The sequence below is a fragment of the Tenacibaculum sp. 1_MG-2023 genome, from assembly GCF_030547425.1.
Taxonomy (GTDB): domain Bacteria; phylum Bacteroidota; class Bacteroidia; order Flavobacteriales; family Flavobacteriaceae; genus Polaribacter.
Window position 1 is genome coordinate 142,303 of sequence record NZ_JAUORH010000003.1, and the last position, 24,669, is coordinate 166,971.

A 24,669-nucleotide genomic window follows, 5' to 3' on the forward strand; every position below is an offset into this window, starting at 1 on the left:
AAAGCAAAACTAGTAAAAATCTATCAAAAACCTTAAAGGTTCAAAATCAATGGTTTGGTAAAAAACACTAAAAGAGTTGCTAATTATAAGTTATATTAATAACTTTGTGAATATAGTTTTATTCTCTAAAATAAATGAGTAACCCTTTAAAAGCAATTCATTTACTGGAAGATAAGTTGAAGAACTTACTTTCGAACTATGAGTTTTTGAAAGAAGAAAATAAAGTTTTACTTCAAAATAACGCAGAGTTACAAGTTTTATTACAAGAAAAAGAGAAGCAGCTAAAAGAACAGCAAAAACAATTTAATTTGCTGAAAGTTGCTAAAACTATTGAGGGCAGTAACGAAAATACAAGAGAAACAAAACTCAAAATAAATGCTTTGGTTCGAGAGATTGATAAATGTATTACTCTTTTGAACACATAATATAAAGTTCTTTACATGGCAAAAATAAAAGTTAATGTGGTAATTGCTGGTAGAACGTATCCGTTGAGTGTGAATAATACCGATGAAGAGGAAGGATTACGTAAAGCAGCGAAAAGCATTAATGAATTAATTGCTAAGTTTGAAGAAAGTTATGCGGTAGCAGATAAGCAAGATGTTTTAGCAATGAGCGCTTTACAATTTGCCTCAAAAGCAGAAATAGTATCGTTAAAAAATACTAAAGAAAACACCGAAGTATTGCAAAAGATAAATGAATTGACTAACTTGCTAGAAGATCATTTATAAAACGTTCTTTAAAATATATTATTTAATATACTGCCTACATTAGTACATTGTTTGTTAAACTCAACGTTATTCAATTATAAAGGATGAGTCGTGGTTAGTAAAGCAAGCCGATTTTACCTCGGATCCTTGATCAATCAGTTAATCCTAAACTTGTTATTTTGGAGTTTTTAAAACCCTATTAATGTAGGCTTTTTTTATACAATCAAATCAAAATTATGGAGGGAATATTATTTCCTGTTTTAGCAGGAATTATAGGTGTAGCAGTAGGTTTTTTTATTGCTAAAATGTTAGAAAAATCTAATGCAAATAAATTAATACAAGAAACTAAAAAAGAGGCTGGTAGCATTATAAAAGAAGCTAAAGTAGAAGCCGAAGCAATAAAGAAAGATAAGATTTTACAAGCTAAAGAGAAGTTTATAGAACTGAAGTCTGAGCACGAAAAAGTAATCTTATCTAGAGAAAAGAAAGTTTCTGATGTAGAAAAAAGAGTAAGAGATAAAGAGAGCCAAGTATCATCAGAGCTAGACAAAAACAAAAAACTTAATAAGCAATTAGAGAAGAAAGAAGCTGATTTTAATTATAAATTAGACTTTTTAGAAAAGAAAGAATCTGAGCTAGAAAAAATGCACAAGCGTCATGTAGATATGCTTGAACAAATTTCTGGACTATCTGCCGATGAAGCCAAAACAGAGTTGGTAGCATCTTTAAAAGACGAAGCAAAATCTGATGCTATGTCTTTCATTCAAGACACCATAGAAGAAGCGAAAATGACGGCTCAACAAGAAGCTCGTAAGGTAGTGTTAAACACTATTCAAAGAGTAGGCGTAGAGCAAGCAGTTGAAAATTGCGTGTCTGTATTCAACCTTGAGTCAGATGACGTTAAAGGTAGAATTATTGGTAGAGAAGGGCGTAATATTCGTGCTTTAGAATCTGCAACAGGAGTTGAGATTATTGTTGATGATACTCCTGAAGCAATTATCTTATCTTGTTTTGACCCTGTTCGTCGTGAAATTGCTCGTTTATCAATGCATAAACTTGTAACGGACGGGAGAATTCACCCAGCAAGAATCGAAGAGGTTGTAAAGAAAACTGAAAAGCAAATTACTCAAGAAATTATAGAGGTTGGTAAACGTACTGTTATTGATTTAGGAATTCATGGTTTACACCCTGAATTAATCAAAACAGTTGGACGAATGAAATATCGTTCTTCTTATGGTCAAAACCTGTTACAACACTCACGTGAAGTAGCGAACCTTTGTGGTATAATGGCTGCTGAAATGGGCTTAAATGCAAAAGCTGCTAAGCGTGCTGGTTTATTACATGATATTGGTAAAGTACCAGAAACAGAAAGTGAATTACCACACGCATTGTTAGGAATGCAATGGGCTGAAAAATATGGTGAAAAACCTGATGTATGTAATGCAATTGGAGCTCACCACGATGAAATAGAAATGAAGAGTTTAATGGCTCCAATAGTTCAAGTATGTGATGCTATTTCTGGAGCAAGACCAGGTGCACGTCGTCAAGTATTAGATTCTTATATTCAACGTTTAAAAGATTTAGAGGATATTGCTTTTGGGTTTAATGGAGTACAAAAAGCATATGCTATTCAAGCAGGACGCGAATTAAGAGTTATGGTAGAAAGTGCAAAGGTAAACGATACAAAAGCTGCTGAATTATCATTTAATATTTCTCAAAAAATTCAGAATGACATGACCTATCCAGGTCAAGTTAAGGTTACTGTAATTAGAGAGACAAGAGCTGTTAATGTAGCTAAATAGTTTATTAGTTATATAAAATGAAAAATCCCTCATCAATTTTGATGAGGGATTTTTGTTTAATCATGGTTTCTTCTTGATTTACCTCTTTGCTCAGGTTTTCCTTTCCTATATTTATTCTTGTAAGTTTTGTTTTTACGTCTTTTTATCACTTTACTACGCTTTCCAATTTTTGAATTTGGTAAGGCTCTATAGTAATAATAATTATTATCCTCTTTAAACTTACGATAGTTTCTTCCAAAATCTTTTCTGTAAAAATAAACATCATCATAGTCAAAAATATCTCCTATGTTTATATCGATATTTACATCAACTCCATCATCATAATAGTAACGATCATCATAATGATAACGGTGTCCCGATTTTACAAATCCTCTAAATCTTGGATTTCCCCATCTATCGTATTGAATATGTAAGTTTCCTACTTTAAATAAGTTTCCGAATTTATATTTTATAAATACGTTACCAATTCGTTTCACGTTTCCTCTAGCATCGTAGTTTATGTACACATTTCCTACACTTCTAACACGACCTCTTCTATCACGTTTAATGCGTACGCCGTAATCAGAGTATTTATTGTAATGGGTATTAAAGTCGAAATCTCCGTTTAAAAATACATGGAATTGAATTCCCTTTTCTACAAAGGTAACAGCATCATTATTACGATTTGTAACCCCAATTTTGCTAGTTGATTTTTCAATATTGTCGGCATTTACAGTTGTTAATGACATCATTGCTAATAATAAAAGTATCCCTGTTCTCATAATTGCTAATTTTAGGGTTATGCTTACTCTATATGCTTTTCGGCTTCCGCAGTTGTTATGTAATTTTCCAAAGAACGTGCCAAAAAATATTTTAAAGCTTTTTAAAAGTGATAATATAAAGTGATTTTTTACTTTAAACTACTGATATTTAGTATTTTTTTTAGGATTTAAAAAATAATTTACTTCTCCCCGTAAAAAGTTCTATATTTATACGACTTACTCGAAAACTTATACTTACGAATGATAGCAGCTATTAATAAAAATTTACAAAGAGGAATTAAACTATTAGAAGCAATTAATGATGAACAGTATAGTGATACATCAATTCCACCATATTATTCGAGTATAGGTGCTAATATGAGACATATTCTGGATGTTTTCGTCTGTATTTTTAATGGGTTAGATAAAAAATGTGTTGATTTTTCTGACAGAGAACGTAATCAACTAGCAGAGCAGAAGACGGAGTTTGGAATTGTATATTTTAAAGAGGTAATTGAGCAACTATATTGTTTAGAAACAGAAGATTTTGATACAATTATTTCTGTTACAGATGATTTAGGAACTGGAAAAGTAACTGCAAATTATACGTTAGGTAGTGCTTTGATACAAGCGCATAGCCATGCAATACACCATTTTGCTAGTATAGGTTTTATTATAAATCAATTAGGAATAGAGTTACCTGATGCAGATTTTGGGTACAACCCTACAACTCCAAAGAAAGAATTAGTAAGATAATTATCGATTAATGTAAACCCAGCCTTTTTTAAGCTTTTGATAAGCGTTTGGTTGGTCACCTAACTCTAGGTAGTAGAAGTAAGTTGCTGCTGGAAGTTTACTTTCTCTGTTAATAGTAGATCGTCCGTTAGAAGTACCATTCCAATCGTTTTTATAATCTTCAGTTTGATATACAATATTTCCCCATCGATTATAAATAATAAGTTTATTATGGGCATATTCATTTACTTCATCAAAAACTAAATAATCGTTAAGATTATCTCCATTTGGGGAGATTAAAATATTATTATTATTTGTTTTAATCTCATCATCTAATAGCGAACCAATAGTGATTACTTCGTAATTATCAGGAACAAACGCAGCTGATGTAATTGTTCCTTCCGATAAATCTCCAGTAACTTTTAATACATCTAAATTTACCCATTGATTTTCTGTTTTACTCCAGCCTACAACGATTAACTGAGAAACTTGATTAGCCAAAGAGCTTATATCACTACGGGTATTCCAAGTTAATGTAATACGGGTTTCATTTTTACCTTCTAAATCCCAAAATTCAATGTTGCTAATATTTTCAATTATTGCTTGTTTCTGATCTGTTAAAAAGTTAGCAGTAAAAGTGGTAGGAAAGTTTGGGTCTTCGTAAAAATATGCTCCTTTAAAAATATAATACTTGTCTTTATAAGGTAAGCTCATTGGGCGTAACATTGTTCCATCCCCCACAGGGAAGGTGAAGCTAGAAGTGTTTTTATTTCCTTGTTTTAGTGAGGTGTATCCATTAACGTGTCGCTCATTATCTTCACCCGCATAAAAGTCATAATCAATAAAGTTGAGTGTTATGCTAGTGTTGTTTCTTGGAGTAATCACTTGTCCGTTAATAAAACTTAATTGATTATGCACACCCAAAGAATTGTATAGCTCTAAGTTTTGTAGAGCATCAACCTCTACATTGAAAAAAGTAACTCTATTAGTTCCTGAAATAGTTCTAACTTCATTATCAGCATAAAAACCAGCAAAACCGGTATAGTTATCTAGTGTACCATTATTAATAACATTGGTATGGAAACCTAATTGAGCTCCATCATGAAATTGTACATTCCCTAAATTATGAAAGGCTGTTTGAGCTTTAATAAAAAAAGGAATAAACAAAAGGAATAGTGAAGTTAAAAAAAGTTTCATAATACTTAAGTATTTATAGTTATATATAAAAGCTCTTACAATAATTTAGTTAATTTTTTTAATTGTCATGCCTGTAGCATTAGCATCAATAACTACATCACCATTTTCACCTATATATTTTTCTCTAATTTTTATTCCATAGCTTTGATAGGCAGTTAGGTTTAACAACACAGTTCTAGAAGCACTTACATATCTTTGGTTTGTGTTTCCTATAAGAGTTAGTATGCTACCAGTATTAGGTATAGGGTTGTTGTTTTGACATACAACTATTTCAAAAGAGCTATTAGTTCTATCATTGAAGTCATTTGAATTCTCTTTTCTTAATGAAACAGTATATGTAATTTCATATAAACCTGTTTCTGTGACTTGTACTTGACTATTATTTCTATTATTAATTGGTCCGTTATAGAGCCTAACAGAATTCAACGGTATTAAAGTTCCGTTTGTATTATAATCATTTACTCTTATTGTAGAGTTTGTACTGTTATATTTATCGATATATGTTAAGGTTGAACTTCCACCTCCGCTAGTTGTCGTATTTGAATTGTTTATTTGATGCCAATTAGATCCTGTACTTTGAATTTTTAAAACTGTATTGGCTTCTATGAAGTTTGTATTTACATTTGATAAGTTACGATAACTTGAGATGTTAATGTTATTACTCGTTATATTTTTAAGCACGTACTCTCTTCCTTCACAGGTAGAAGCATTAGGCAATGTAATGGTATGGTTACCATTAATAATTATAGAATAATGATCTTCAGTTAGTGTTAAATTATTTGTTGTAGTAAAAGTAGATTTTGAAATGGAACCTTGAACTTGTAAAGTAGAGTTTGCAATATTAAAACTCCCAGTATTATAGTTTGCGTTTATATCACCAGAAATAGGTATTTCTTGTTGGTTGATATTTATTCCAAATCTTGTTTTAGCATATCTTCCAGTCGTACTACCTTGAACTCTAAAGAACTCTTTGTATATTTGAGGAGAATAGTAATAGCGTTTAAATATCATAGGTTCATTACCGTCATCACCAATAATAAACTCTAGACGACCTTGATTATTTGGTCCTGCAGAACCTATTTCAAATAAATCTGTATTTCCAGAACTTCCTTTTAATCTAAAGCTACCATTAGAAGTCGTATAAAACATAGGTTTATAAAAACTAGCACCATCAGCTCTAAATTGTAATGCAGATACACCATTAGAACCATTTAAATAAACTAATGATTGATCTGGGGCGTTATAGTCTGGGTAGCCTTGTACTAAATTAAGAGTAGCTCTTCTTCCAAATTCAAGCATTGGAGTATTGTTCGAACGAATCTGCATTTTAACATCATCAATCGTTCCTAAAAAATTTGTATTCGTAGTACCAGTATTACCTGTAATTAGCCAGTTATTCAAAGCAGGGTTATCTATCCAATCTACACCCGTACCTGTAGAGGTTAATATTTGACCTGTTGAACCAGCATTACCATTAATGTCTATTAGTGAGCTGTTAAACTCTGCTGGACTTTGTAAAATAATATTACTTGGCGCTGTTAACTGCATTGTTGAAGAAGCAGATAGCTGCATAGGACCTCCTGTAGTACTTATTTGGGTACTGTTAATACCATTTATTTGGATACTGTTACTAAATAGTTGTAGATAGTTTAAGTTTTGTAAAGTTAAACCAAAGCTGTTGGTACCGTTTAAAGTACGGTTTGAAGTTAAATTACCGTTGGCAGTGTAAATATTTTGAGAGGAAAGGGTAGAGCTGATTAACTTCCAACCATCTACAGTATCATATATTTTTATTTGACTATTGGTTGTATCGAACCAAACATCATTTTCAACAGGGTTGGTTGGTGTAGTTGTAGATGTGGTTACAGTATTATTGTTAACCGTTTGTATAGTTCCTTTATTATCTATAACCCTAACTTCTTGTGCATTGGCACTAAAAGAAAATAGTGCCAATACAGAAGTTATAAATACTAATTTTTGTATAATAATGTTATTACGCATTAATATTATTAATAATTGAATTGTACTTCAATAATATCACCATCATATACCGACCAATCGTTAGGAGCAGTAGTACTAGGAACTAATGTAACCGTAGAACCAGCTACAGTATAGTCTAAATTAGCAACTAATTTAGCTCCGTTTCTATATACCCATACTTTTTGATAACTAGTTAAGTTAGGTGCTGGTACTAATGCAGATAAATCATAAGCGGTTTGACCAGCAGTAGCTGTAAATACTGAATGTCCGTTTTGAACTACATCAGCAGCTAAAATTTTCTTAGTTTCACCAGTAGCTTCATCTCTTACTAAAAAAGTATAACCTGTTCCAGTCGCAGTACCTCCTTTGGCAACTTCACCATCAACTGCATTTGTAGATGCTGCACCAGTTTCTAAAGCAATACCATCTAAAGCAAAAATAGCACCACTAGCATCAATATATGTATTGTCAGTTAGTGTACCTCCTAATTGCCAGGTTGTTGTAGTTTGATCTGTAGTTGTATTTGTAATCATAGTTATACCATTTTTAGATTGTAAATACTTAATGGTACCTTTATTATCAATAACTCTAACAGTTTTGTTTAAACCTGTTTGAATGTTTTTATTGTTAGTGGTTACATCTCCAGTCTCTTGCTGTGCGTTAGCTGTACCAATAACTAAAAGACCTAAAGTAGCCAATGTTAATTTAAATTTGTTTGTAATTGTTTTCATGAATTGATAATTAAATTGTTTTTTAAGATTTTAAATTGAGGATTATTATTAATAAAGTTGAACTATTCGTATTTCATCACCTGCATAACATGTAGCATCAGGTTCTATGGTAATCGTTGTGGCATTATCAACAGTAAAGTCTATTCTAACTCCATTTCTGTACACATTAATTTTGTCAGTTGTATATAATGTAAGCCCTGTAAAAGTTATTTGACCATCTGTAGCTGTAATTTTTGTAATTTCCTCTTTTAGTAAGTTAGAGGCAGTAGTTCTTTTTAAAACGCCAGTAGTTCTATCTACTGTAACGATATCATCAGTAGAAGTGCTTCCATTTTCTAAACCTGTAATGGCTAACGTATTTGCAGTACTAGTTTCAATAGTAGTAGGCTGAATTAATACCCCACCTAATTGAATAGTGTTACTTGCGTTTATAAAAAGTCCGTTATTAGCAGAAAGCGTTGCGTTAGATGCTACCCAAGTTGTACCGTTATAAGCATAAATTACACCAGTAGTTGTATCTACATAAACATCTCCAGAGGTTGGGTCAGGAGCAGTACTAGTATTAGGTATTCCGTTACCTCTTCTAGGATTGTTATCTATAGAAATCCAATTGGTTCCGTCCCAAATACTGGTAGTGTTATTTAGAGTATCGTTAACCCAAAAATCACCTATGTTATTATCGGATGGTGGAGTAGAGGAGGTGGTTACTTTTATAGTTTCTCTTGTATTCCCAGAACCATTACATAAACTTATCCATGTAGTTCCATCATACATAAAAACACAATTTTGATCAGTATTAAAGACTAAGGCGCCACGTAAAGGTTGTATAGCATTCATTTGAGCATTAGTCATTCTACTAATAACTAATACTTTGTCTGAGCTTTCTAATTCTAAAATTGAATTTAAATGAATTGAAGACGGATTGTTTCCAACTTTTACTTGTGAAAAAGTTGGAGTAATGGCACAAAAAAGAATCAAAGAAAAAAGTAATTTTCTTCCCATTCAGTTAAATAATTAATTGTTTTTTTAAGACTCGGGGGGATTCTTAATAATACATGAATATGTATCGGCGGGCAAATATAAAAAATAATTTTTATTTGGAGAGACGTTTGATTTTTTTTGTGTACTTTTTTAATAAAATAATTTCATTAAGAAAACTTATAGAACTTTTGTATGGAGTGTTGAAGTTTCTATGATTTGTAATAGCAATAGTAAAGAGCGATTTCCAGTGGGTTCTTATAGCTTTTAAAGCTTTTAAGTAGGTGTAGTTTTCTGCATCATAAATATGTGTAGGTTCTGCTATTATTCCGTTAATTTCTAGTATTTTAAAGGCGATTCCTTTTTCTAGTTCGTCAAAGGTGTTGTACTTTAAGTCAATTCGTCCATAGTACCAACCTGGTATTGATTTACTAAGCTTATCAAAAGTGGTGGTTAGTTTATCACTTATTAAATGATTACCATTAATAAATTGTGTTCCTTTTGAATGATTACCTATAGCTGTAAGTTTAATAATTTTGTTTTTAATAGGTATTTCTGTCAGTTTATCTTGGTGAATTTTAGTAAATAAGTCGATGTATAATTTAGCTCTTTCATCAGCAAGAATAAGCTCTTTTAATGTAGAAGTACCATCTCCTGTAACAGATAAAAAACGTTTTAGCGTTAATGAAGAAATCTTACCAGAATCATCTTTTGGATTTCTGTGGTAAAAAATACCGCATTCATTCTCATGGTCTAAAAATTCTTGAATGATAATATCAATAGAGTACTTTTCAATATAGTTTTTTAAGGCTGCTTTTGAAGCTATTTTCTCAACTAATAAACCTCTAAAACCCACATCAGGTTTTGCTATTAAAGGGAAGTTTATTTTTTGCTTTTGTATTTTTTTATAAACTGTTTCAAAATTAGTGTTTGGTTTTATTAAAACCGATTTAGGTCGGTATTTTTCAGGAACCAATAATATGGTTTCGTATTTGCTTTCAGTACCGTTTCCAGAGCTTTTTATGCAGGGGTTTGCAGCACTAAAAAAAGTTAAGTGTTTAGCTTTAAAAGCTAAATAAAAAGCGTAAGGAAGATTAGGAAGGTAAAACATCGCCGAGGGCCAGTGCTCCCAATTTATTATTTTTTTTATGGAATTGTTTTTTATCAAAAGTTATTTGCTAAAAAGATGGTCTAATATGGTTTTAAAAGTTTTAAAACCATAATATACAGTAAATAGTATTAATAAAACACCAACCACGAGCAAACCATAAGCAATAAAAACTTTAGGGGCTTCTTTAAAAGCACGTAAGGCTTTAAAGGCAATACTTAGTATTAAAGGAGAAATAATAAGCAAGCCTAAAAAAACTAAAAGCTTTTTTATACCAGTTTCAAAAGTAGTAGGTTTATTCATTTGTAAATTTTTTTATAGCTTCACGAACATTTCCATATTTTTTTAATAATTCGCTAGCTGTCTTTTGGTCGATGTTTAATTCAGAAGCTAACATTTTTTCTCCTCTATCTACTAATTTGTTGTTGGATAGTTGCATATCAACCATCTTATTCCCTTTAACTCTTCCTAATTGAATCATACTGGCTGTAGATAGCATATTTAATACTAATTTTTGAGCAGTTCCCGCTTTCATACGAGAGCTTCCTGTTACAAATTCAGGACCTACAACGACTTCAATGGGAAATTGAGTGGTTAATGATAACGGACTATCTTGATTACAGGTAATACAGCCTGTTACAATATCGTTATTATTGCATTCTTCTAAAGCAGAAATAACATAAGGAGTGGTACCTGATGCGGCAATTCCTACAACAACATCTTTTGAAGAGATTTGATGTTCTTGTAAATCTTTCCAACCTTGGTTAGTAGAATCTTCTGCAAATTCAACCGCTTTTCTAATGGCATAATCACCACCAGCAATTAATCCAATGACCAATTCATGGGGAACACCAAAAGTAGGAGGACATTCACTTGCGTCCAGGATACCTAAACGACCACTAGTGCCTGCACCGATGTAAAATAAACGGCCACCTTTTTTTAACTTCAAAACAATTTGTTCTGTGAGTTTCTCTATTTGTGGGAGTGCTTTTTCTACAGCTAAAGGAACTGTTTTATCTTCTTTGTTAATATTATACAATAATTCAGAAATACTCATTTTTTCTAAATTATTGTAGTTAGACTCTTGTTCGGTTGTTTTGGTAAACTTCATGTTTCAAATTTACTAATTAAAAATTTTAAGAAATTAGAATATGACGATTATAATTTTTTTGTGTCTTAACTATGAGCCAAGCAATGTTATGGGGGATTAAATAGTAATTCGGGGGACGTTATTGTTTAGTAATTTGTTTGGTTTATTTTAATAAAAAAGCAGGTGATTTTTGCCACCTGCTTTTGAATTTTATATAATTGATTAATTATATACTTTGTAAAATATCATTAAGAGTTTCACTAGGTTGCATAACTGCATTAGCTAATGCGTTATTAGGCTCGTAGTATCCTCCAATATTTACTGCTTTACCTTGAACAGTATTTAGTTCTTCTACAATTGTAGTTTCATTTGTTGCTAATTTTTCTGCAATAGGAGCAAATTGAGCTTTTAACTCGGTGTCTTTGTCCTGAGAGGCTAAAGCTTGTGCCCAATACATTGCTAAATAAAAATGAGAACCTCTATTATCTAATTCTCCAGTTTTTCTTGATGGTCCTTTTTTATTGTCTAATAATTTGTCAGTAGCATCATCTAAAGCTTCCGCTAATATTTTTGCTTTGTTGTTATTGTTTGTTTCTCCCAAATGTTCTAAAGAAACAGCTAAAGCTAAGAATTCACCTAAAGAATCCCAGCGTAAATGATTTTCTTCTACTAATTGTTGAACATGTTTTGGGGCAGATCCTCCAGCACCAGTTTCAAATAATCCACCACCATTCATTAACGGAACGATAGATAGCATTTTAGCTGAAGTTCCTAACTCTAAAATAGGGAATAAATCAGTTAAATAATCACGCAATACATTTCCTGTAACAGAAATAGTTTCTTTACCTGCTTTAACTCTTTCTAATGTATATTTAGTAGCTTCTACTTGAGATAAGATTTTAATTTCTAATCCAGTGGTGTCATGGTCTTGTAAGTACTTTTCTACTTTTTTAATGATTTCTCTATCATGAGCTCTTTCTTCATCTAGCCAAAAAACTGCAGGTGCTCCTGTAGCTCTTGCACGAGTAACAGCTAATTTTACCCAATCTTGAATAGGTGCGTCTTTTGTTTGACACATTCTCCAAATATCACCAGCTTCAACAGTATGCTCTAATAAAGTAGTTCCGCTAGCATCAATCACTTCAACTTTTCCATTAGAAGTAATTTCAAATGTTTTATCATGAGAACCGTATTCTTCAGCTTTCTGAGCCATTAAGCCTACGTTAGGAACTGTACCCATTGTAGTAGGATCAAAAGCACCATTTTTTTTACAAAAATCGATAGTTTCTTGGTATAAACCAGCATAAGAACTATCAGGAATTACAGCTTTTGCATCTTGAGGCTTTCCTTCTTTATTCCACATTTGACCAGAAGTACGAATCATTGCTGGCATTGAAGCGTCAATAATTACATCTGAAGGAACATGTAAGTTGGTAATTCCTTTGTCAGAGTTTACCATTGCTACATCAGGATTGCTAGCATAAATAGCTTCAATATCTGTTAAAATCTCCGCTTTTTTATCTGCTGATAACTCTTCAAGGTTACTTACTAAGTTTCCAAAACCGTTGTTTACATCTACACCAATTTCTTTAAAAGTTTCACTATGTTTAGTAAACAAATCTTTAAAGAAAATACGTACAGCATGACCAAAAATGATAGGGTCTGAAACCTTCATCATAGTTGCTTTCATGTGTAAAGAGAATAACACTCCTTTATCGTTAGCATCTTTAACTTGTTCTTCTAAGAAAGCTAATAATGCTTTTTTACTCATTACTGAAGCATCGATAACTTCTTTAGCTAGTAATGATACTTTATTTTTTAAAACAGTTTTATTTCCGTCAGCATTTGTGTGTACAATTTGTACGTCAGTTGCGTTTGGTACAGTAACTGATTTTTCGCTGTGTGCAAAATCACCTTCTGTCATTGTAGAAACATGAGTTTTAGAGTCAGCACTCCAAGCACCCATTGAATGAGGATTCTTTTTTGCGTAGTTTTTTACAGCTTTTGGAGCTCTACGGTCAGAGTTACCTTCACGTAAAACAGGGTTTACAGCAGATCCTTTTATTTTATTATAACGTGCTAAAATTGCTTTCTCTTCATCAGTTGTAGCTTCTTCTGGGTAATTTGGTAAAGCATAACCTAAAGCTTGTAGTTCTTTTATAGCAGCTTTTAATTGAGGAACAGAAGCTGAAATATTTGGAAGTTTAATAATGTTTGCTTCTGGCTTTTTTGCTAAATCTCCTAAAAAAGCTAAGGCATCTTCAACCTGCTGCTCTTTAGGTAAAAGGTCTGAAAAATTAGCAAGAATACGACCCGCAAGAGAAATATCTTTGGTTTCTACTTCTATGTTAGATGATTTTGTAAAAGCTTTTACGATTGGTAAAAACGAACGAGTAGCTAATGCTGGAGCTTCATCCGTTTTTGTGTACATAATTTTAGCAGTCTTATTCATATTTATAAGTAATAAATTAAATTATATTTTGAAGTGACGCAAATTTAAGAATTACGGTTGAGTTTTTTGATGATAAATTGTTATTAATTAGGGTGTTTTGCTACGAAATTGACAATTTAAATAGATGAAATAGAGGTTTTGTTATTAAAAACAAAAGCCATATCAAACAATTTCTTGTAATTGATATGGCTTTCTTGAAATAGTAAGGATGCTGACCTGTATTACTACATAGTCAAATAAAACTGCGTTTATGCTTTTTCCTTAGAAAAAACTACGTTACTACTTCAAAAGAAACTTTACTTTATAAATTATGTCACCTATAAAATAAAAACTTCGATGTTTTTAAACAGATTAGTTAAGCTAAATAAAAACCAATAATACTTATAAACTTATAACTAGAAAACTATAAATTATTAATAACTTACAATTAATCAAAAAAATTATGATGATTGTACTTAGCTTTAAGTATGTTTAAAAACAAAATATATAAAGAACGTTACTTTAAAGGTTTACTTTTGGTGATTAATATAGTTAACTATAACTTAGATGTCACTTACTTTGTAAACTCTATTCCCAAATATAAGGAATAATACTGTTTTTTTAGTAAGTTTAAGTGTTTTGTTATCAACAGTTTGAGGAAGTGTGTTGTTAACAAAAAGTGAATAAAAAAAACACCATGATATTCATGGTGTTTTTATTTTTTTTTGAGTAGAAGATGTTTTTAGTGTCTTCTTTCTTTAATTCTAGCTTTCTTACCAGTAAGACCTCTAAAGTAGTAAATACGTGCTCTACGTACTTTACCTGTTTTGTTAATTTCAATCTTTTGGATAGATGGTAAGTTAATAGGGAAGATACGCTCAACACCTACAGTACCAGACATTTTTCTAATAGTGAATGTTTCAGAAGCTCCACTTCCTCTTTTTTGGATAACAACTCCTCTAAAAAACTGAGTACGAGTTTTGTTTCCTTCTTTAATTTCGTAATATACTGTAATAGTATCTCCAGCTGTAAATTCTGGTAATTCGTTTCTTGTTACAAATTCGTCTTGAACAAATTTTACTAAATCCATTTTATTATTATTTATGGTTGTATAAAAGCAACATTCACGATTTTCGTCAGAGGTTGATTTTGTGGCTGCAAACTTAAAGCTTTTCTTTTGATAAAAAAAATAAATAAAACACTGATTATTAGTTAATCTAATAAATCTGGACGTATTTCTTTTGTTCTTTTATAAGCTTGTTCTGAGCGCCATTCTTCAATCTTAGGAAAGTTTCCTGATAATAAGACTTCAGGTACTTTCATTCCTTCATATTCTGAGGGTCTTGTATATACCGGTGGCGATAGTAAGTTATCTTGAAAACTATCTGTTAAAGCAGAAGTTTCGTCACCTAAAACTCCAGGGATTAATCGAATTACAGCATCACATAAAACAGCAGCAGCTAATTCACCTCCAGTTAAGACATAATCACCAATAGAAATTTCTTTAGTTACAAATTTATCACGTATGCGTTGGTCTACACCTTTATAATGTCCTGTTAAAATGATAATATTTTCCTTTAATGAAAGTGTATTTGCCGTAGCTTGATTTAGAGTTTTAGCATCAGGAGTCATATATATAACTTCATCATAAGTCCTTTCAGATTGAAGTTTTTCAATACACTTAGCTATAGGTTCAATCATTAAAACCATTCCAGCACCCCCACCAAATTGATAATCGTCTATTTGACGATAATTACCAAACCCATATTCTCGTAGGTTATGAAAATGAACTTCAGCGAGTCCTTTATCAATAGCCCTCTTCATCATTGAATTTTGAAATGGACTTTTTATTAAGTCGGGTTCTACCGTAATAATATCTATTCGCATGCGGCAAAGATAGCTGTTTTAAAGGAGATTTATTGCGGGAATATTTTTTTGAATTTTTTAGGAAGTTCTTTAGTGATAGTTATTTCTTCTTTACTAAAAGGATGTGTAAAAGTAAGCGTAGATGCATGTAGAAATAATCCTTTCCCTTTCATGATTTTATTTTCTAAAAAATAATCCTTGTCCCCTAAAATAGGATTGTTTATAATAAGTAAATGTTTACGTAGTTGATGTTTTCTACCTGTTTTTGGGTTCAGTTCTACTAAATTCAAAAAATCAAATCGAGGAGACTCCACTGATTGTATAACTTCGAACGAAGTAAAGGCACTTTTGTTATCGATGGGTAAATCAATTTCTCCACTTCTTCCCATTTTACCAATACAAATAGCATGGTATGTTTTCCGAATTTCTTTTTTTTCAAATAGTTGATTTAAAGCAATAATACTCTCAGTTGTTTTTCCAATGAGTAATAACCCGCTAGTTGGATAATCTAAACGATGAACAGGTCTTGGGCGAGTAGCATCAGGTGAAGTGCTTTTCTGTAAGTTTTGTACAAGTGCGTTGTCAATTGTAGCAAAAGAGTTACCACTTACTAAAATTCCTGCAGGTTTATAAACTATAGCTAGATAATCATCTTCAAAAAGAATATCTAAAGGGAAATTAAAATGTTTTTTTTGCGAGTTTTCTTTTGATTGAAGTAACTCAATGGTTTCACCTCCTTTAATGTATAAAGCGGTTGTGGTTGTTTTGCTATTAACTTTAATTAACCCTTTTTTAATGGCTTTTTTTATACCAGATTTAGTAGGAATAGTTTTGAAAATTCCAACAGCATACTCTTGTAACCGAATGGGGTTTTCTAATAGAGGAACTTTATGAGTTTCTTTTGAAACCATTAAAATCCTATAGCTTTATCATCACCACGATGATCAGCACCACCTTCTAATTTTCCATTAGGAAGTATTAAAATAGCATCTACTTTTCCGATAATTGGTGAGTTGGTTTCGTCTAATTCGTATCCAAGATTTTGTAAGTTTATTTTTACTTGTTTATCAAAACCTTTAGGTTCCATTTTAATCACATCAGGCAACCATTGATGATGAAAACGAGGTTGATTTACCGCCTCTTGCATTCCCATACCAAACTCATGTACATTTAAAATGGTTTGTAATACAGAAGTAATAATTGTTGAACCACCGGGTGTTCCTATAACCATATATAAGTTTCCGTTTTTCTCTACAATAGTGGGAGTCATTGAGCTTAACATACGTTTTTCAGGTTCAATTTTATTAGCTTCAGCACCTACTAACCCAAACATGTTTGGTACACCCGGCTTGCTTGAAAAATCATCCATTTCGTTATTTAAGAAGAAACCTAAGTCTGAACAATATAATTTAGAACCATAAGCTCCGTTGATTGTTGTAGTGGCAGAAACAGCATTTCCGAATTGATCAACGATAGAGTAGTGGGTGGTTTCATCACTTTCAACCATAGTAATACTTCCATGAGAGACATCGGTAGAAGAAGTTGCCTTTTCAAAAGAAAAATCATTCATTCGGTCTTTTGTGTATTCTTTACTAATAAGTGTTTCAACTGGAATTTTTACAAAATCAGGATCAGCCAAATAAAAACTTCTATCTGCATAAGCTCTACGTTCTGCTTCAGTAATTACCTGCATAGTTTTTGTTGAATTATGACCGTATTTGTCTAAATCAAAAGGTTCAATTCCATTCATTATTTGTGCTAAACAAATTCCTCCGCTAGCAGGTGGAGACATAGAAATAATTCGTAAATCGTCGTAGGTAAAAGTAATCGGAGTTCTCCATTTAGCTTCGTATTTAGCCAAATCCTCTTCATTTATAATTCCACCATTCGACTGCATAAAAGCAACGAGACGTTTGGCGGTTTCACCTTTGTAAAATTCATCTCTACCATTTTGTGAAATACGTTCTAAAGTTGAAGCTAAAGCAAGATATTTGATAGTGTCTCCTTTTTTCCAAAGTTTATCAAAAAGAATAGAGTCTTTATTTACTTTTAAAAAATAATGTTGATATTTTTTTATGCGGTCTTCTTGTTTTTGAGTAACTACAACGCCTTTTTTAGCTAAAGCTATGACTGGTTTTAAAATTTCTTGAATAGGTAATGAACCAAACTTTTTATGTGTGGCAAAAACACCAGCTACTGTTCCTGGAACCCCTACTGCCATAGCGCCTAAAGTACTTTTATTTTCAATTACATTTCCTAAGCTATCTAAATACATGTCTTTATGAGCGGCAAGTGGAGCTTTTTCACGATAATCTAATGCACCGATTTCTCCTGTGCCTTGTCGATAAACCATAAATCCACCACCACCAAGATTTCCAGCATAAGGGTAAGCGACTGCTAATGCTAGTTCGGTAGCAACCATGGCATCAAAAGCGTTACCACCTTTTTGTAAAATATCTGAACCAATTTTTGAAGCCTCTTTGCGGGCAGAAACAACCATGGCTTTTTCGGTAACTGTACCTACAATTTTTCTCTTCTTACAACTGTATAATACTGTGAGTATTGAAAAAAATAAGAGTGCTTTTTTCATGTTTTGTTAACTTAGTTCTTTTAGTTTTTGATGCGAGAATGCACGGAGGTCTTCAAAAAAAGTAGTGAAATCGTTTTCGAAAATTTGATAATTTTCTAGTAAGTCTTCCGTAGCTAAGTTCATTTTTGATTTTCCATCAGTACGCCTATTCATACCATTTAAAACCTCTTGAATTCCTTTGGCAAATTGATAATTGTATAACCAATTATATTGTACCATATAAGGAAGCATTTCTTGTGTTCTTTCAGGAAGACTATCAATATTTTCTTGAAGTAATTTATATACAGAATTTACATATATATTTAACGGAATTTGAGAATAGTTTCTCCAGTTTTTGGCTAAATAATGATCGTAAAAAATATCGATAATTACACCATCGTAGTGTCGATAGCGTTCATGTAAGCGTCGTTTGCTTATTCTAACAATTTTATGCGCATCTGTATACGTATCAATTTCTCGATGCAATAAAATGCCTTTTTGAATATCTTCATGAAAGTGAGAAAACTTATTGCCTTTCACGTGGTCTGCTATAAAGTTACCAATCATGATGTTTGTGTTATCTTCAGAAAGGTATAAGTGCGCTAAAAAATTCATTTTATAAATGTAAACAAAAAACCACAACTGTACAGTTGTGGTCTTAAAGTTTATGTATAAGTTTTTAATTCTTTACAGGAGTGTTCTTTAAAATTTCTAATAAAAACTTCCAGAATTTTTGTGTTGATGATATCTGTGCACGCTCATCAGGTGAGTGAGCCCCTTTAATATTAGGTCCAAAAGAAACCATATCCATTTCTGGGTAGTTTTGACCTAAAATACCACACTCTAAACCTGCGTGACATGCTGCTACATGTGGTTTATCGTTGTGTAGTTCTTCGTATAATTTTGTAACTGTTTTTAATATTTCAGAATTTACATTGGGTAGCCAACCAGGGTAAGAGCCTGAAAACTCTACATCAAAACCAGCTAATTCAAAAGATGAACGTAATGAGTTAGCTAAATCCCATTTATTAGTTTCGGAAGAAGAACGAGTTAAACAACCAATTTTAATAGCTCCGTCTTTTACAATAATACGAGCAATATTATTTGAAGTTTCTACTAATCCATCTATATCTGGACTCATACGGTATACTCCGTTTAAAGCAGCATAAATTGCCTTAATTAAACCTTCTTGAACACCTAAATCCATCACGGTTTTAGGAGTGTCAACTTCTTTTAATTCAATAGTAAGGTTAGGTTCTAATGTTGAAAACTCAGCTTTAATATTGTTAATAAGCTCATGTATTTCAAATAAGAAAGGTTCTTTAGAAACAGCATCAATAACTACAGTAGAAAAGCTTTCACGAGGAATGGCATTACGTAAGCTACCTCCGTTAATTTCAGCAACACGTAATCCGAAGTTGGTAAACCCGTCAAATAATAAACGGTTCATTATTTTATTAGCGTTTCCTAAACCTTTAATAATATCCATTCCTGAGTGACCTCCATTTAACCCAGTAACAGAAATTTCATAAGCGATGGTGTTTTCAGGAGTAGTTTCTTCATTATAACTTCTAGTTGCAGTAACATCTACACCACCAGCACATCCCATTCCTATTTCATCATCTTCTTCAGTATCTAGGTTTAATAAAATTTCACCTTGTAATAAACCACCTTCAAGTCCCATAGCACCTGTCATGCCTGTTTCTTCATCAATTGTAAACAAGGCTTCGATAGCAGGATGAGCAATGTCAGTAGATTCTAAAACTCCCATAATAGCAGCAACACCTAAACCGTTGTCGGCTCCTAATGTAGTTCCGTCAGCTTTAACCCAATCACCATCTACAAACATTTTAATTCCTTCGGTGTCAAAATCAAAAACAGTATCAGTATTTTTTTGATGGACCATATCTAAATGGCTTTGCATAACGACTGTTTTTCTGTCTTCCATTCCAGTTGAAGCAGGCTTACGAATAATTACATTCCCTACGTTGTCAACCATAGTTTCAAGATTTAGGTTCTTACCGAAATCTACCATAAACTGTATTACTCTTTCTTCTTTTTTAGAAGGGCGAGGTACAGCGTTTAAGTCGGCAAAGTTTTTCCAAACAGCTTTTGGTTCTAGGTTTCTTATCTCTGAATTCATGTGAATTGAAGTTTTAATTTTAAAGCTACGAAGATACTTAATCCTTATCGAAAAATTGTAAATTCGCAGCATGGATTTTTCATCAAAATTATTAGAAAATGCAGTAAATGAAGTAAGTCGATTGCCAGGAATTGGTAAGCGTACAGCACTTCGTTTGGTGTTACATTTATTAAAACAACCGAAAGAGAACACGAAGTATTTAGCAGAGGCTTTAACGCATTTGCGTAACGATGTAAAATCATGTAAAAAGTGCCACAATATTTCAGATACAGTGTTATGTGATATTTGTAGTAATCCGAAGAGAAATGCAGAGATTGTATGTGTGGTAGAAGATATTCGTGATGTAATGGCGATTGAAAATACAGCACAATATAGAGGTTTGTATCATGTGTTAGGTGGAAAGATTTCTCCTATTGAAGGAATTGGTCCTCAGAACCTACAAATAGAATCACTAGTAGAAAAGGTAAAAGAAGGTGAGATAAAAGAACTGATTTTTGCGTTGAGTTCTACGATGGAAGGAGATACCACCAATTTTTATATTTATAAGCAGATAGAACAATGGGGAATAAAAACGTCAACAATAGCTAGAGGAATTTCGGTAGGAGACGAGTTAGAATATGCAGATGAAGTTACTTTGGGAAGAAGTATTGTGAATAGAATACCGTTTGAGCAGTCGATAAAAGGGTAAAAAAGAGACTGTTCAAAAGTAAGAGTAGAAATAAAAGTTTTCTGTTAACTATGTCTTTTTTAATCAAAAAAGCTCTGTTTTTTTGATTAAAAAACAGAGCTTTTATAGAAGAATTAAATTTTGTTGTAGAAGTCCTTGTAAGAATTTTTACTTTTTCTTGAAGGTAGTGATAGCGGTTGTTGTTCCGTCAGGTGTATCTTCAGTAAATATTTCTTGATAGGTGTTGTTGTCTTTAAGTAATATTTTGCTTGATTCATCATCTCCTTCTCCTAAAGTTGTGTAATTATTATTGCCTTTATTAGTCCATGTTCCTTTAAACGTTTCTTCAGTAAGACAAGTGTTCTCTCCGTTGTAATAAGAATAAGTAGCTGTAAATGTACCATTTTGAGAGAATTTGATTGTTGTGTTTTTTTCACAATCATTAACTTCTTGCTCATTTATAGAAAACTTATACCAAGTTCCTACTATAGGGTCTAAATTGTTTTCGTCGTCAGAAGAACAAGCTAATAAGCTAAACAAAGCAATTGTTAAAACTAAAATTTTTTTCATAGTTAAATGTGATTTAATTTGAGGTTTATAATTTGCGGCGAAACTAGTAAAGTTATTTGTTATAAAAAAAATTAATTATCTAATTTCTCATCCTCTTCAATCAATTCTTTTTCATATTTATCCCAAGATTTTTTAGCTCTTACTTTTTTATAATAACGAATACCAATCATCAGTAATACTCCAAATAAGATAATTCCTACAACACCCCAAATCCAGTTAATAGCACTTTTTAAAACAACTAAAAATACAACAGCGAATAAAATTACTGTTGGAATTTCATTAAAGAGGCGAAGTTTATTAGAGGAATACTTAATCTCATCACGTTGTAGTTCTTTGTAAACTTTATGGCAAAATCCATGATAAAAATATAGCGCTAATACAAAGGCTAATTTTACATGCATCCAAGGCATTTCTAAATACACAGGATTTTTATACAACATCCAAAAAGCAAAAAAACTCGCTAAAAATAAAGAAGGCCAAGTAATAATATACCATAAACGTTTAGACATTAACTTGTATTGGGTTTGTAGTATAGACTTAGCTGGTTCGTCTTTTTTTTCTGCTTCTACATGATAAATAAATAAACGACCTATGTAAAATAACCCGGCAAACCAAGTAACTACAAATATGATATGTAATGCTTTTACGTATAAAAAGTCCATAATTAATTCTTATTGAAATCGTTAATCCATCCTGCTAAAACATCCACCCACTCGTCATTATCATTAATACAAGGAACAGTGTAAAATTCTTCACCGCCTGCTTCTAAAAATTCATGTTTACCTTCCATAGCTATCTCCTCTAAAGTCTCTAAACAATCAGAAACAAAAGCGGGAGTTACAATAGCTAATTTTTTAATGCCGTCTTTTTCAGCTTTATTAACAATTGTTCTATCGGTATATGGTTGTAGCCAAGGATCAACACCTAAACGTGATTGGAATGAGGTAGAAACTTTGTTCTCATCTAAACCTAACTCGGAAATCACATTTTTGGTAGTTTGATAACATTGGTGACGGTAGCAATATTTATGAGCTTCAGAAGGAGTGTTACAACAACTTAAATTTCCTGCTTCAGGGTTACAGTGTGATTTTGTAATGTCAGATTTTCTGATGTGACGCTCTGGAACTCCATGATACGAGAATAAAATATGATCGTAATCTTTGTCAGACAAATAATCTTTTATGCTATTAGATAGTGCTGTAATGTATTCTGGTTTGTTGTAAAAAGCAGGTACATCGGTAATTTTCATACCAGAGAAGAACTCTTTTCTTAATTCTTCAGCTAATACCAAAATAGTCTCAGTAGTTGCCATGGCAAACTGAGGATATAACGGAACTAATAAAACATCTGTAACACCCTTGTCATGTAATTCTTGTAAACCACTTTTAATTGATGGATTTCCATAGCGCATTGCCAAAGCAATAGGTAGTTCTGTTTTTGTTTGTACTTTGTTTTGTAAACGTTCTGATAATACAATTAAAGGAGAACCTTCTTTCCACCAAATTTTTTGATAGGCTTCTGCCGATTTTTTTGGTCGTGTATTTAAAATAATGCCTTTCACAATAAAAGTACGTAACCAATAAGGAACGTCAATAACACGTTCATCCATTAAAAACTCCCCTAAGTATTTTTTTACATCTTTAGGGTTGGTGCTTTTTGGTGATCCAAGGTTTACTAATAAAACTCCTTTCATATTTTGGCTGAATTTATTTCAGAATATTTTTATTTAATTGGTTTGTTGTTTCGTATAGAGCAATAGCTAAACTATGAATTACATTCATGCTAGAGTTACGCCCATACATTGGTATAGCGACTGTTGCATCTACTAAGTTAACGTTTTCTATACCATTTCTTTCGCTGCCCAAAAGTAACACAATTTTAGAATGTGGGCTGAAATCATAATCGCTAATATTTATGCTTTCATCGGTAATTTCAATGCCAATAATAGTATTTCCTTCTTCTTTTAATTGATGGATAAGTTGTTCAAAATTCCCATAAGTATCATATGGTATTTGCTGAATAGTGTTTCGAGCTGTTTTCTTAACAATTCTATTGTCTATAGTGGGTGAACTTTCGTGTAAATAGATTTTGGATACTCCAAAACTTTCAGAAATACGAAAACACATACCTATATTTTCAGGAGTACGGATCGCATCACATACAATAGTTATAGGAAATTCTTGTTGGTTGTTTTCTATATCGTAATGGGTAAGTTGTTTCATTTTGTAAGTTTCCAGGTTTTTTATTTTGTCTACTGTCTACTGTCTACTGTCTACTGTCTACTGTCTACTGTCTACTGTCTACTGTCTACTGTTGTAAACTCATTACATATTGTTTAGGTGTAGTGCCAAACTTCTTTTTGAAGGCGGAAATAAAGTGACTAGAGGTGCTGTATCCTACTTGTAAACCAACTTCATTTACATTATATTGATTGGTTTCTAGTAGTTTACGAGCATGATCCATTTTATAATCAAATAAAAAGCTATAAACAGTATCGCCATAAATTTGTTTGAACCCTTCTTTTAACTTTTTTAAGTTTAAACCTACTTCATTCGCTAAATCTTGCAGACTAGGCGGTTCACTCATTCTGGAAATGATAATATCTTTTGCTTTTCTAATCTTTAAAACTTCTCGGTCATCAACTAAAAATGGGCAATACTCTTCATTGGTGTTTTCGCCACTATCAAAATGTAAACTTAGGAGTTCGTATGTTTTTCCTTTTATATAAAGGTCTCGCATAGAACTTTGGTTCTTAGCCGTTAAAATTTGTTGAAGGACTAATAAAACATTAGCATTTATTTCTGCATTGTCGTAATACTTTTTGTTTTTATTGTTCTCACTTAAAAAAGGAATGTAACTAGCCTCTTTAGAAAAAAAAGTATGGAATTTTTCGATTGATATCAATACAGATACCAAAGAGGTTTTTGGTAATATTTCTAAGTTAATTGGTAAATCTTGTTGGGGATTGTATAGGAATATTGAATGCTTGTCTAAAACATTAAAAGTATAACTGTTGTTGTTAAAATGAAATTTGCAATTGCCTTTAACACAGTAATGTAGTTGTATGTAAGAGTTGTTAATATCTCTTTTAAAAAACTCTGTTTCGTCAGAGTTATTTTGGAATTTTAGTACGAAAAAACCTTGTTCAATGGGAACTTCTCTAAATGTACTTTCTGCGATGTTTTTTGACATGGATTCAGTGGTTTGTATAAATCTATCTATTTAGAATGATTCTAAAATAAAATGTTTCTCCTAGTCTATTTTACTGCAAAAATACACTTTTGTGTAAGTTTTTAAGGTGTTTTTAAGCGAAAAAACGAATAACGACATTAAAAGTTCTTTTAGCGATACTTTT

General features: G+C 32.0%; 25 protein-coding genes and 1 other RNA gene. 6 read left to right on the plus strand and 20 right to left on the minus strand.

Annotated features, from left to right (window positions below):
• The first annotated feature begins 134 nt into the window (after positions 1–134).
• The 4 genes from Q4517_RS03650 to rny all read left to right on the plus strand — a co-directional run bounded on the left by Q4517_RS03650 (position 135) and on the right by rny (position 2,509).
• Complete coding sequence (locus Q4517_RS03650; RefSeq protein WP_303506352.1) at positions 135–425, plus strand: hypothetical protein; 291 nt, start codon at positions 135–137, stop codon at positions 423–425.
• A 15-nt stretch (positions 426–440) separates the two neighbouring features.
• Complete coding sequence (locus Q4517_RS03655) at positions 441–728, plus strand: cell division protein ZapA (protein WP_115901276.1); 288 nt, start codon at positions 441–443, stop codon at positions 726–728.
• Positions 729–786: 58 nt separating this feature from the next.
• Positions 787–895, plus strand: a non-coding RNA gene (ssrS, locus tag Q4517_RS03660) — 6S RNA.
• Between the two features lie 48 nt (positions 896–943).
• Positions 944–2,509: a ribonuclease Y gene (gene rny, locus Q4517_RS03665; RefSeq protein ID WP_303506355.1), complete on the plus strand. Its 1,566-nt coding sequence runs from the start codon at positions 944–946 to the stop codon at positions 2,507–2,509.
• 56 nt (positions 2,510–2,565) lie between these two features.
• Here the strand turns inward: rny and Q4517_RS03670 are convergent, their stop codons facing one another.
• Positions 2,566–3,270, minus strand: a complete 705-nt coding sequence (locus Q4517_RS03670) for a hypothetical protein (protein WP_303506357.1) — start codon at positions 3,268–3,270, stop codon at positions 2,566–2,568.
• 240 nt (positions 3,271–3,510) lie between these two features.
• On the opposite strand from Q4517_RS03670, the gene Q4517_RS03675 reads away from it, so the two are divergent.
• Positions 3,511–4,005: a DinB family protein gene (locus tag Q4517_RS03675; RefSeq protein ID WP_303506359.1), complete on the plus strand. Its 495-nt coding sequence runs from the start codon at positions 3,511–3,513 to the stop codon at positions 4,003–4,005.
• Here Q4517_RS03675 and Q4517_RS03680 read toward each other — a convergent pair whose 3' ends face one another.
• The 14 genes from Q4517_RS03680 to Q4517_RS03745 form a co-directional block, all read right to left on the minus strand.
• Positions 4,006–5,181: a gliding motility-associated C-terminal domain-containing protein gene (locus Q4517_RS03680; protein WP_303506361.1), complete on the minus strand. Its 1,176-nt coding sequence runs from the start codon at positions 5,179–5,181 to the stop codon at positions 4,006–4,008.
• Between the two features lie 45 nt (positions 5,182–5,226).
• Entirely contained in the window at positions 5,227–7,182 is a 1,956-nt protein-coding gene (locus Q4517_RS03685) for a hypothetical protein (RefSeq protein ID WP_303506363.1), read from the minus strand.
• Positions 7,183–7,190: 8 nt separating this feature from the next.
• Positions 7,191–7,892, minus strand: a complete 702-nt coding sequence (locus Q4517_RS03690; RefSeq protein ID WP_303506365.1) for a hypothetical protein — start codon at positions 7,890–7,892, stop codon at positions 7,191–7,193.
• Positions 7,893–7,940: 48 nt separating this feature from the next.
• The gene (locus Q4517_RS03695; protein ID WP_303506367.1) at positions 7,941–8,894 is read right to left on the minus strand and encodes a hypothetical protein; all 954 of its coding nucleotides are present in this window, start codon (positions 8,892–8,894) and stop codon (positions 7,941–7,943) included.
• A 91-nt stretch (positions 8,895–8,985) separates the two neighbouring features.
• A complete protein-coding gene (locus tag Q4517_RS03700; RefSeq protein ID WP_303506369.1) occupies positions 8,986–9,981 on the minus strand; it encodes a D-alanine--D-alanine ligase in 996 nt (331 codons plus the stop codon).
• Between the two features lie 60 nt (positions 9,982–10,041).
• Positions 10,042–10,281, minus strand: a complete 240-nt coding sequence (locus Q4517_RS03705; protein ID WP_303506371.1) for a DUF6095 family protein — start codon at positions 10,279–10,281, stop codon at positions 10,042–10,044.
• A complete protein-coding gene (gene murQ / locus Q4517_RS03710) occupies positions 10,274–11,089 on the minus strand; it encodes an N-acetylmuramic acid 6-phosphate etherase (RefSeq protein WP_303506373.1) in 816 nt (271 codons plus the stop codon). The genes Q4517_RS03705 and murQ overlap by 8 nt, the downstream gene beginning before the upstream one ends.
• Before the next feature lie 205 nt (positions 11,090–11,294).
• Positions 11,295–13,520 (minus strand): NADP-dependent isocitrate dehydrogenase, encoded by a 2,226-nt coding sequence (locus Q4517_RS03715; protein ID WP_303506375.1) that lies wholly within the window; start codon positions 13,518–13,520, stop codon positions 11,295–11,297.
• A 721-nt stretch (positions 13,521–14,241) separates the two neighbouring features.
• Complete coding sequence (gene rplS, locus Q4517_RS03720; protein WP_303506377.1) at positions 14,242–14,589, minus strand: 50S ribosomal protein L19; 348 nt, start codon at positions 14,587–14,589, stop codon at positions 14,242–14,244.
• Positions 14,590–14,711: 122 nt separating this feature from the next.
• Positions 14,712–15,386, minus strand: a complete 675-nt coding sequence (gene trmD, locus Q4517_RS03725; protein WP_303506379.1) for a tRNA (guanosine(37)-N1)-methyltransferase TrmD — start codon at positions 15,384–15,386, stop codon at positions 14,712–14,714.
• A gap of 29 nt (positions 15,387–15,415) precedes the next feature.
• Entirely contained in the window at positions 15,416–16,276 is an 861-nt protein-coding gene (locus tag Q4517_RS03730; protein WP_303506381.1) for an RluA family pseudouridine synthase, read from the minus strand.
• A complete protein-coding gene (ggt, locus tag Q4517_RS03735; protein WP_303506382.1) occupies positions 16,276–17,955 on the minus strand; it encodes a gamma-glutamyltransferase in 1,680 nt (559 codons plus the stop codon). The genes Q4517_RS03730 and ggt overlap by 1 nt, the downstream gene beginning before the upstream one ends.
• Positions 17,956–17,961: 6 nt before the next feature.
• The gene (locus Q4517_RS03740; RefSeq protein WP_303506384.1) at positions 17,962–18,549 is read right to left on the minus strand and encodes an ACP phosphodiesterase; all 588 of its coding nucleotides are present in this window, start codon (positions 18,547–18,549) and stop codon (positions 17,962–17,964) included.
• 64 nt (positions 18,550–18,613) lie between these two features.
• Positions 18,614–20,077: an aminoacyl-histidine dipeptidase gene (locus tag Q4517_RS03745; protein WP_303506386.1), complete on the minus strand. Its 1,464-nt coding sequence runs from the start codon at positions 20,075–20,077 to the stop codon at positions 18,614–18,616.
• 70 nt (positions 20,078–20,147) lie between these two features.
• On the opposite strand from Q4517_RS03745, the gene recR reads away from it, so the two are divergent.
• Complete coding sequence (recR, locus tag Q4517_RS03750) at positions 20,148–20,765, plus strand: recombination mediator RecR (RefSeq protein WP_303506388.1); 618 nt, start codon at positions 20,148–20,150, stop codon at positions 20,763–20,765.
• Positions 20,766–20,912: 147 nt separating this feature from the next.
• Here the strand turns inward: recR and Q4517_RS03755 are convergent, their stop codons facing one another.
• The 5 genes from Q4517_RS03755 to Q4517_RS03775 form a co-directional block, all read right to left on the minus strand.
• Complete coding sequence (locus tag Q4517_RS03755; RefSeq protein ID WP_303506391.1) at positions 20,913–21,314, minus strand: lipocalin family protein; 402 nt, start codon at positions 21,312–21,314, stop codon at positions 20,913–20,915.
• A 71-nt stretch (positions 21,315–21,385) separates the two neighbouring features.
• A complete protein-coding gene (locus Q4517_RS03760; protein WP_303506394.1) occupies positions 21,386–21,976 on the minus strand; it encodes a CopD family protein in 591 nt (196 codons plus the stop codon).
• Between the two features lie 2 nt (positions 21,977–21,978).
• Positions 21,979–23,007 (minus strand): ferrochelatase, encoded by a 1,029-nt coding sequence (gene hemH / locus Q4517_RS03765; RefSeq protein ID WP_303506396.1) that lies wholly within the window; start codon positions 23,005–23,007, stop codon positions 21,979–21,981.
• A gap of 13 nt (positions 23,008–23,020) precedes the next feature.
• Positions 23,021–23,536, minus strand: a complete 516-nt coding sequence (locus Q4517_RS03770) for a TrmH family RNA methyltransferase (protein ID WP_303506398.1) — start codon at positions 23,534–23,536, stop codon at positions 23,021–23,023.
• Between the two features lie 85 nt (positions 23,537–23,621).
• On the minus strand, positions 23,622–24,506 hold the full coding sequence (locus Q4517_RS03775) for a helix-turn-helix transcriptional regulator (protein WP_303506400.1): 885 nt from the start codon (positions 24,504–24,506) through the stop codon (positions 23,622–23,624).
• Positions 24,507–24,669 lie beyond the last annotated feature (163 nt).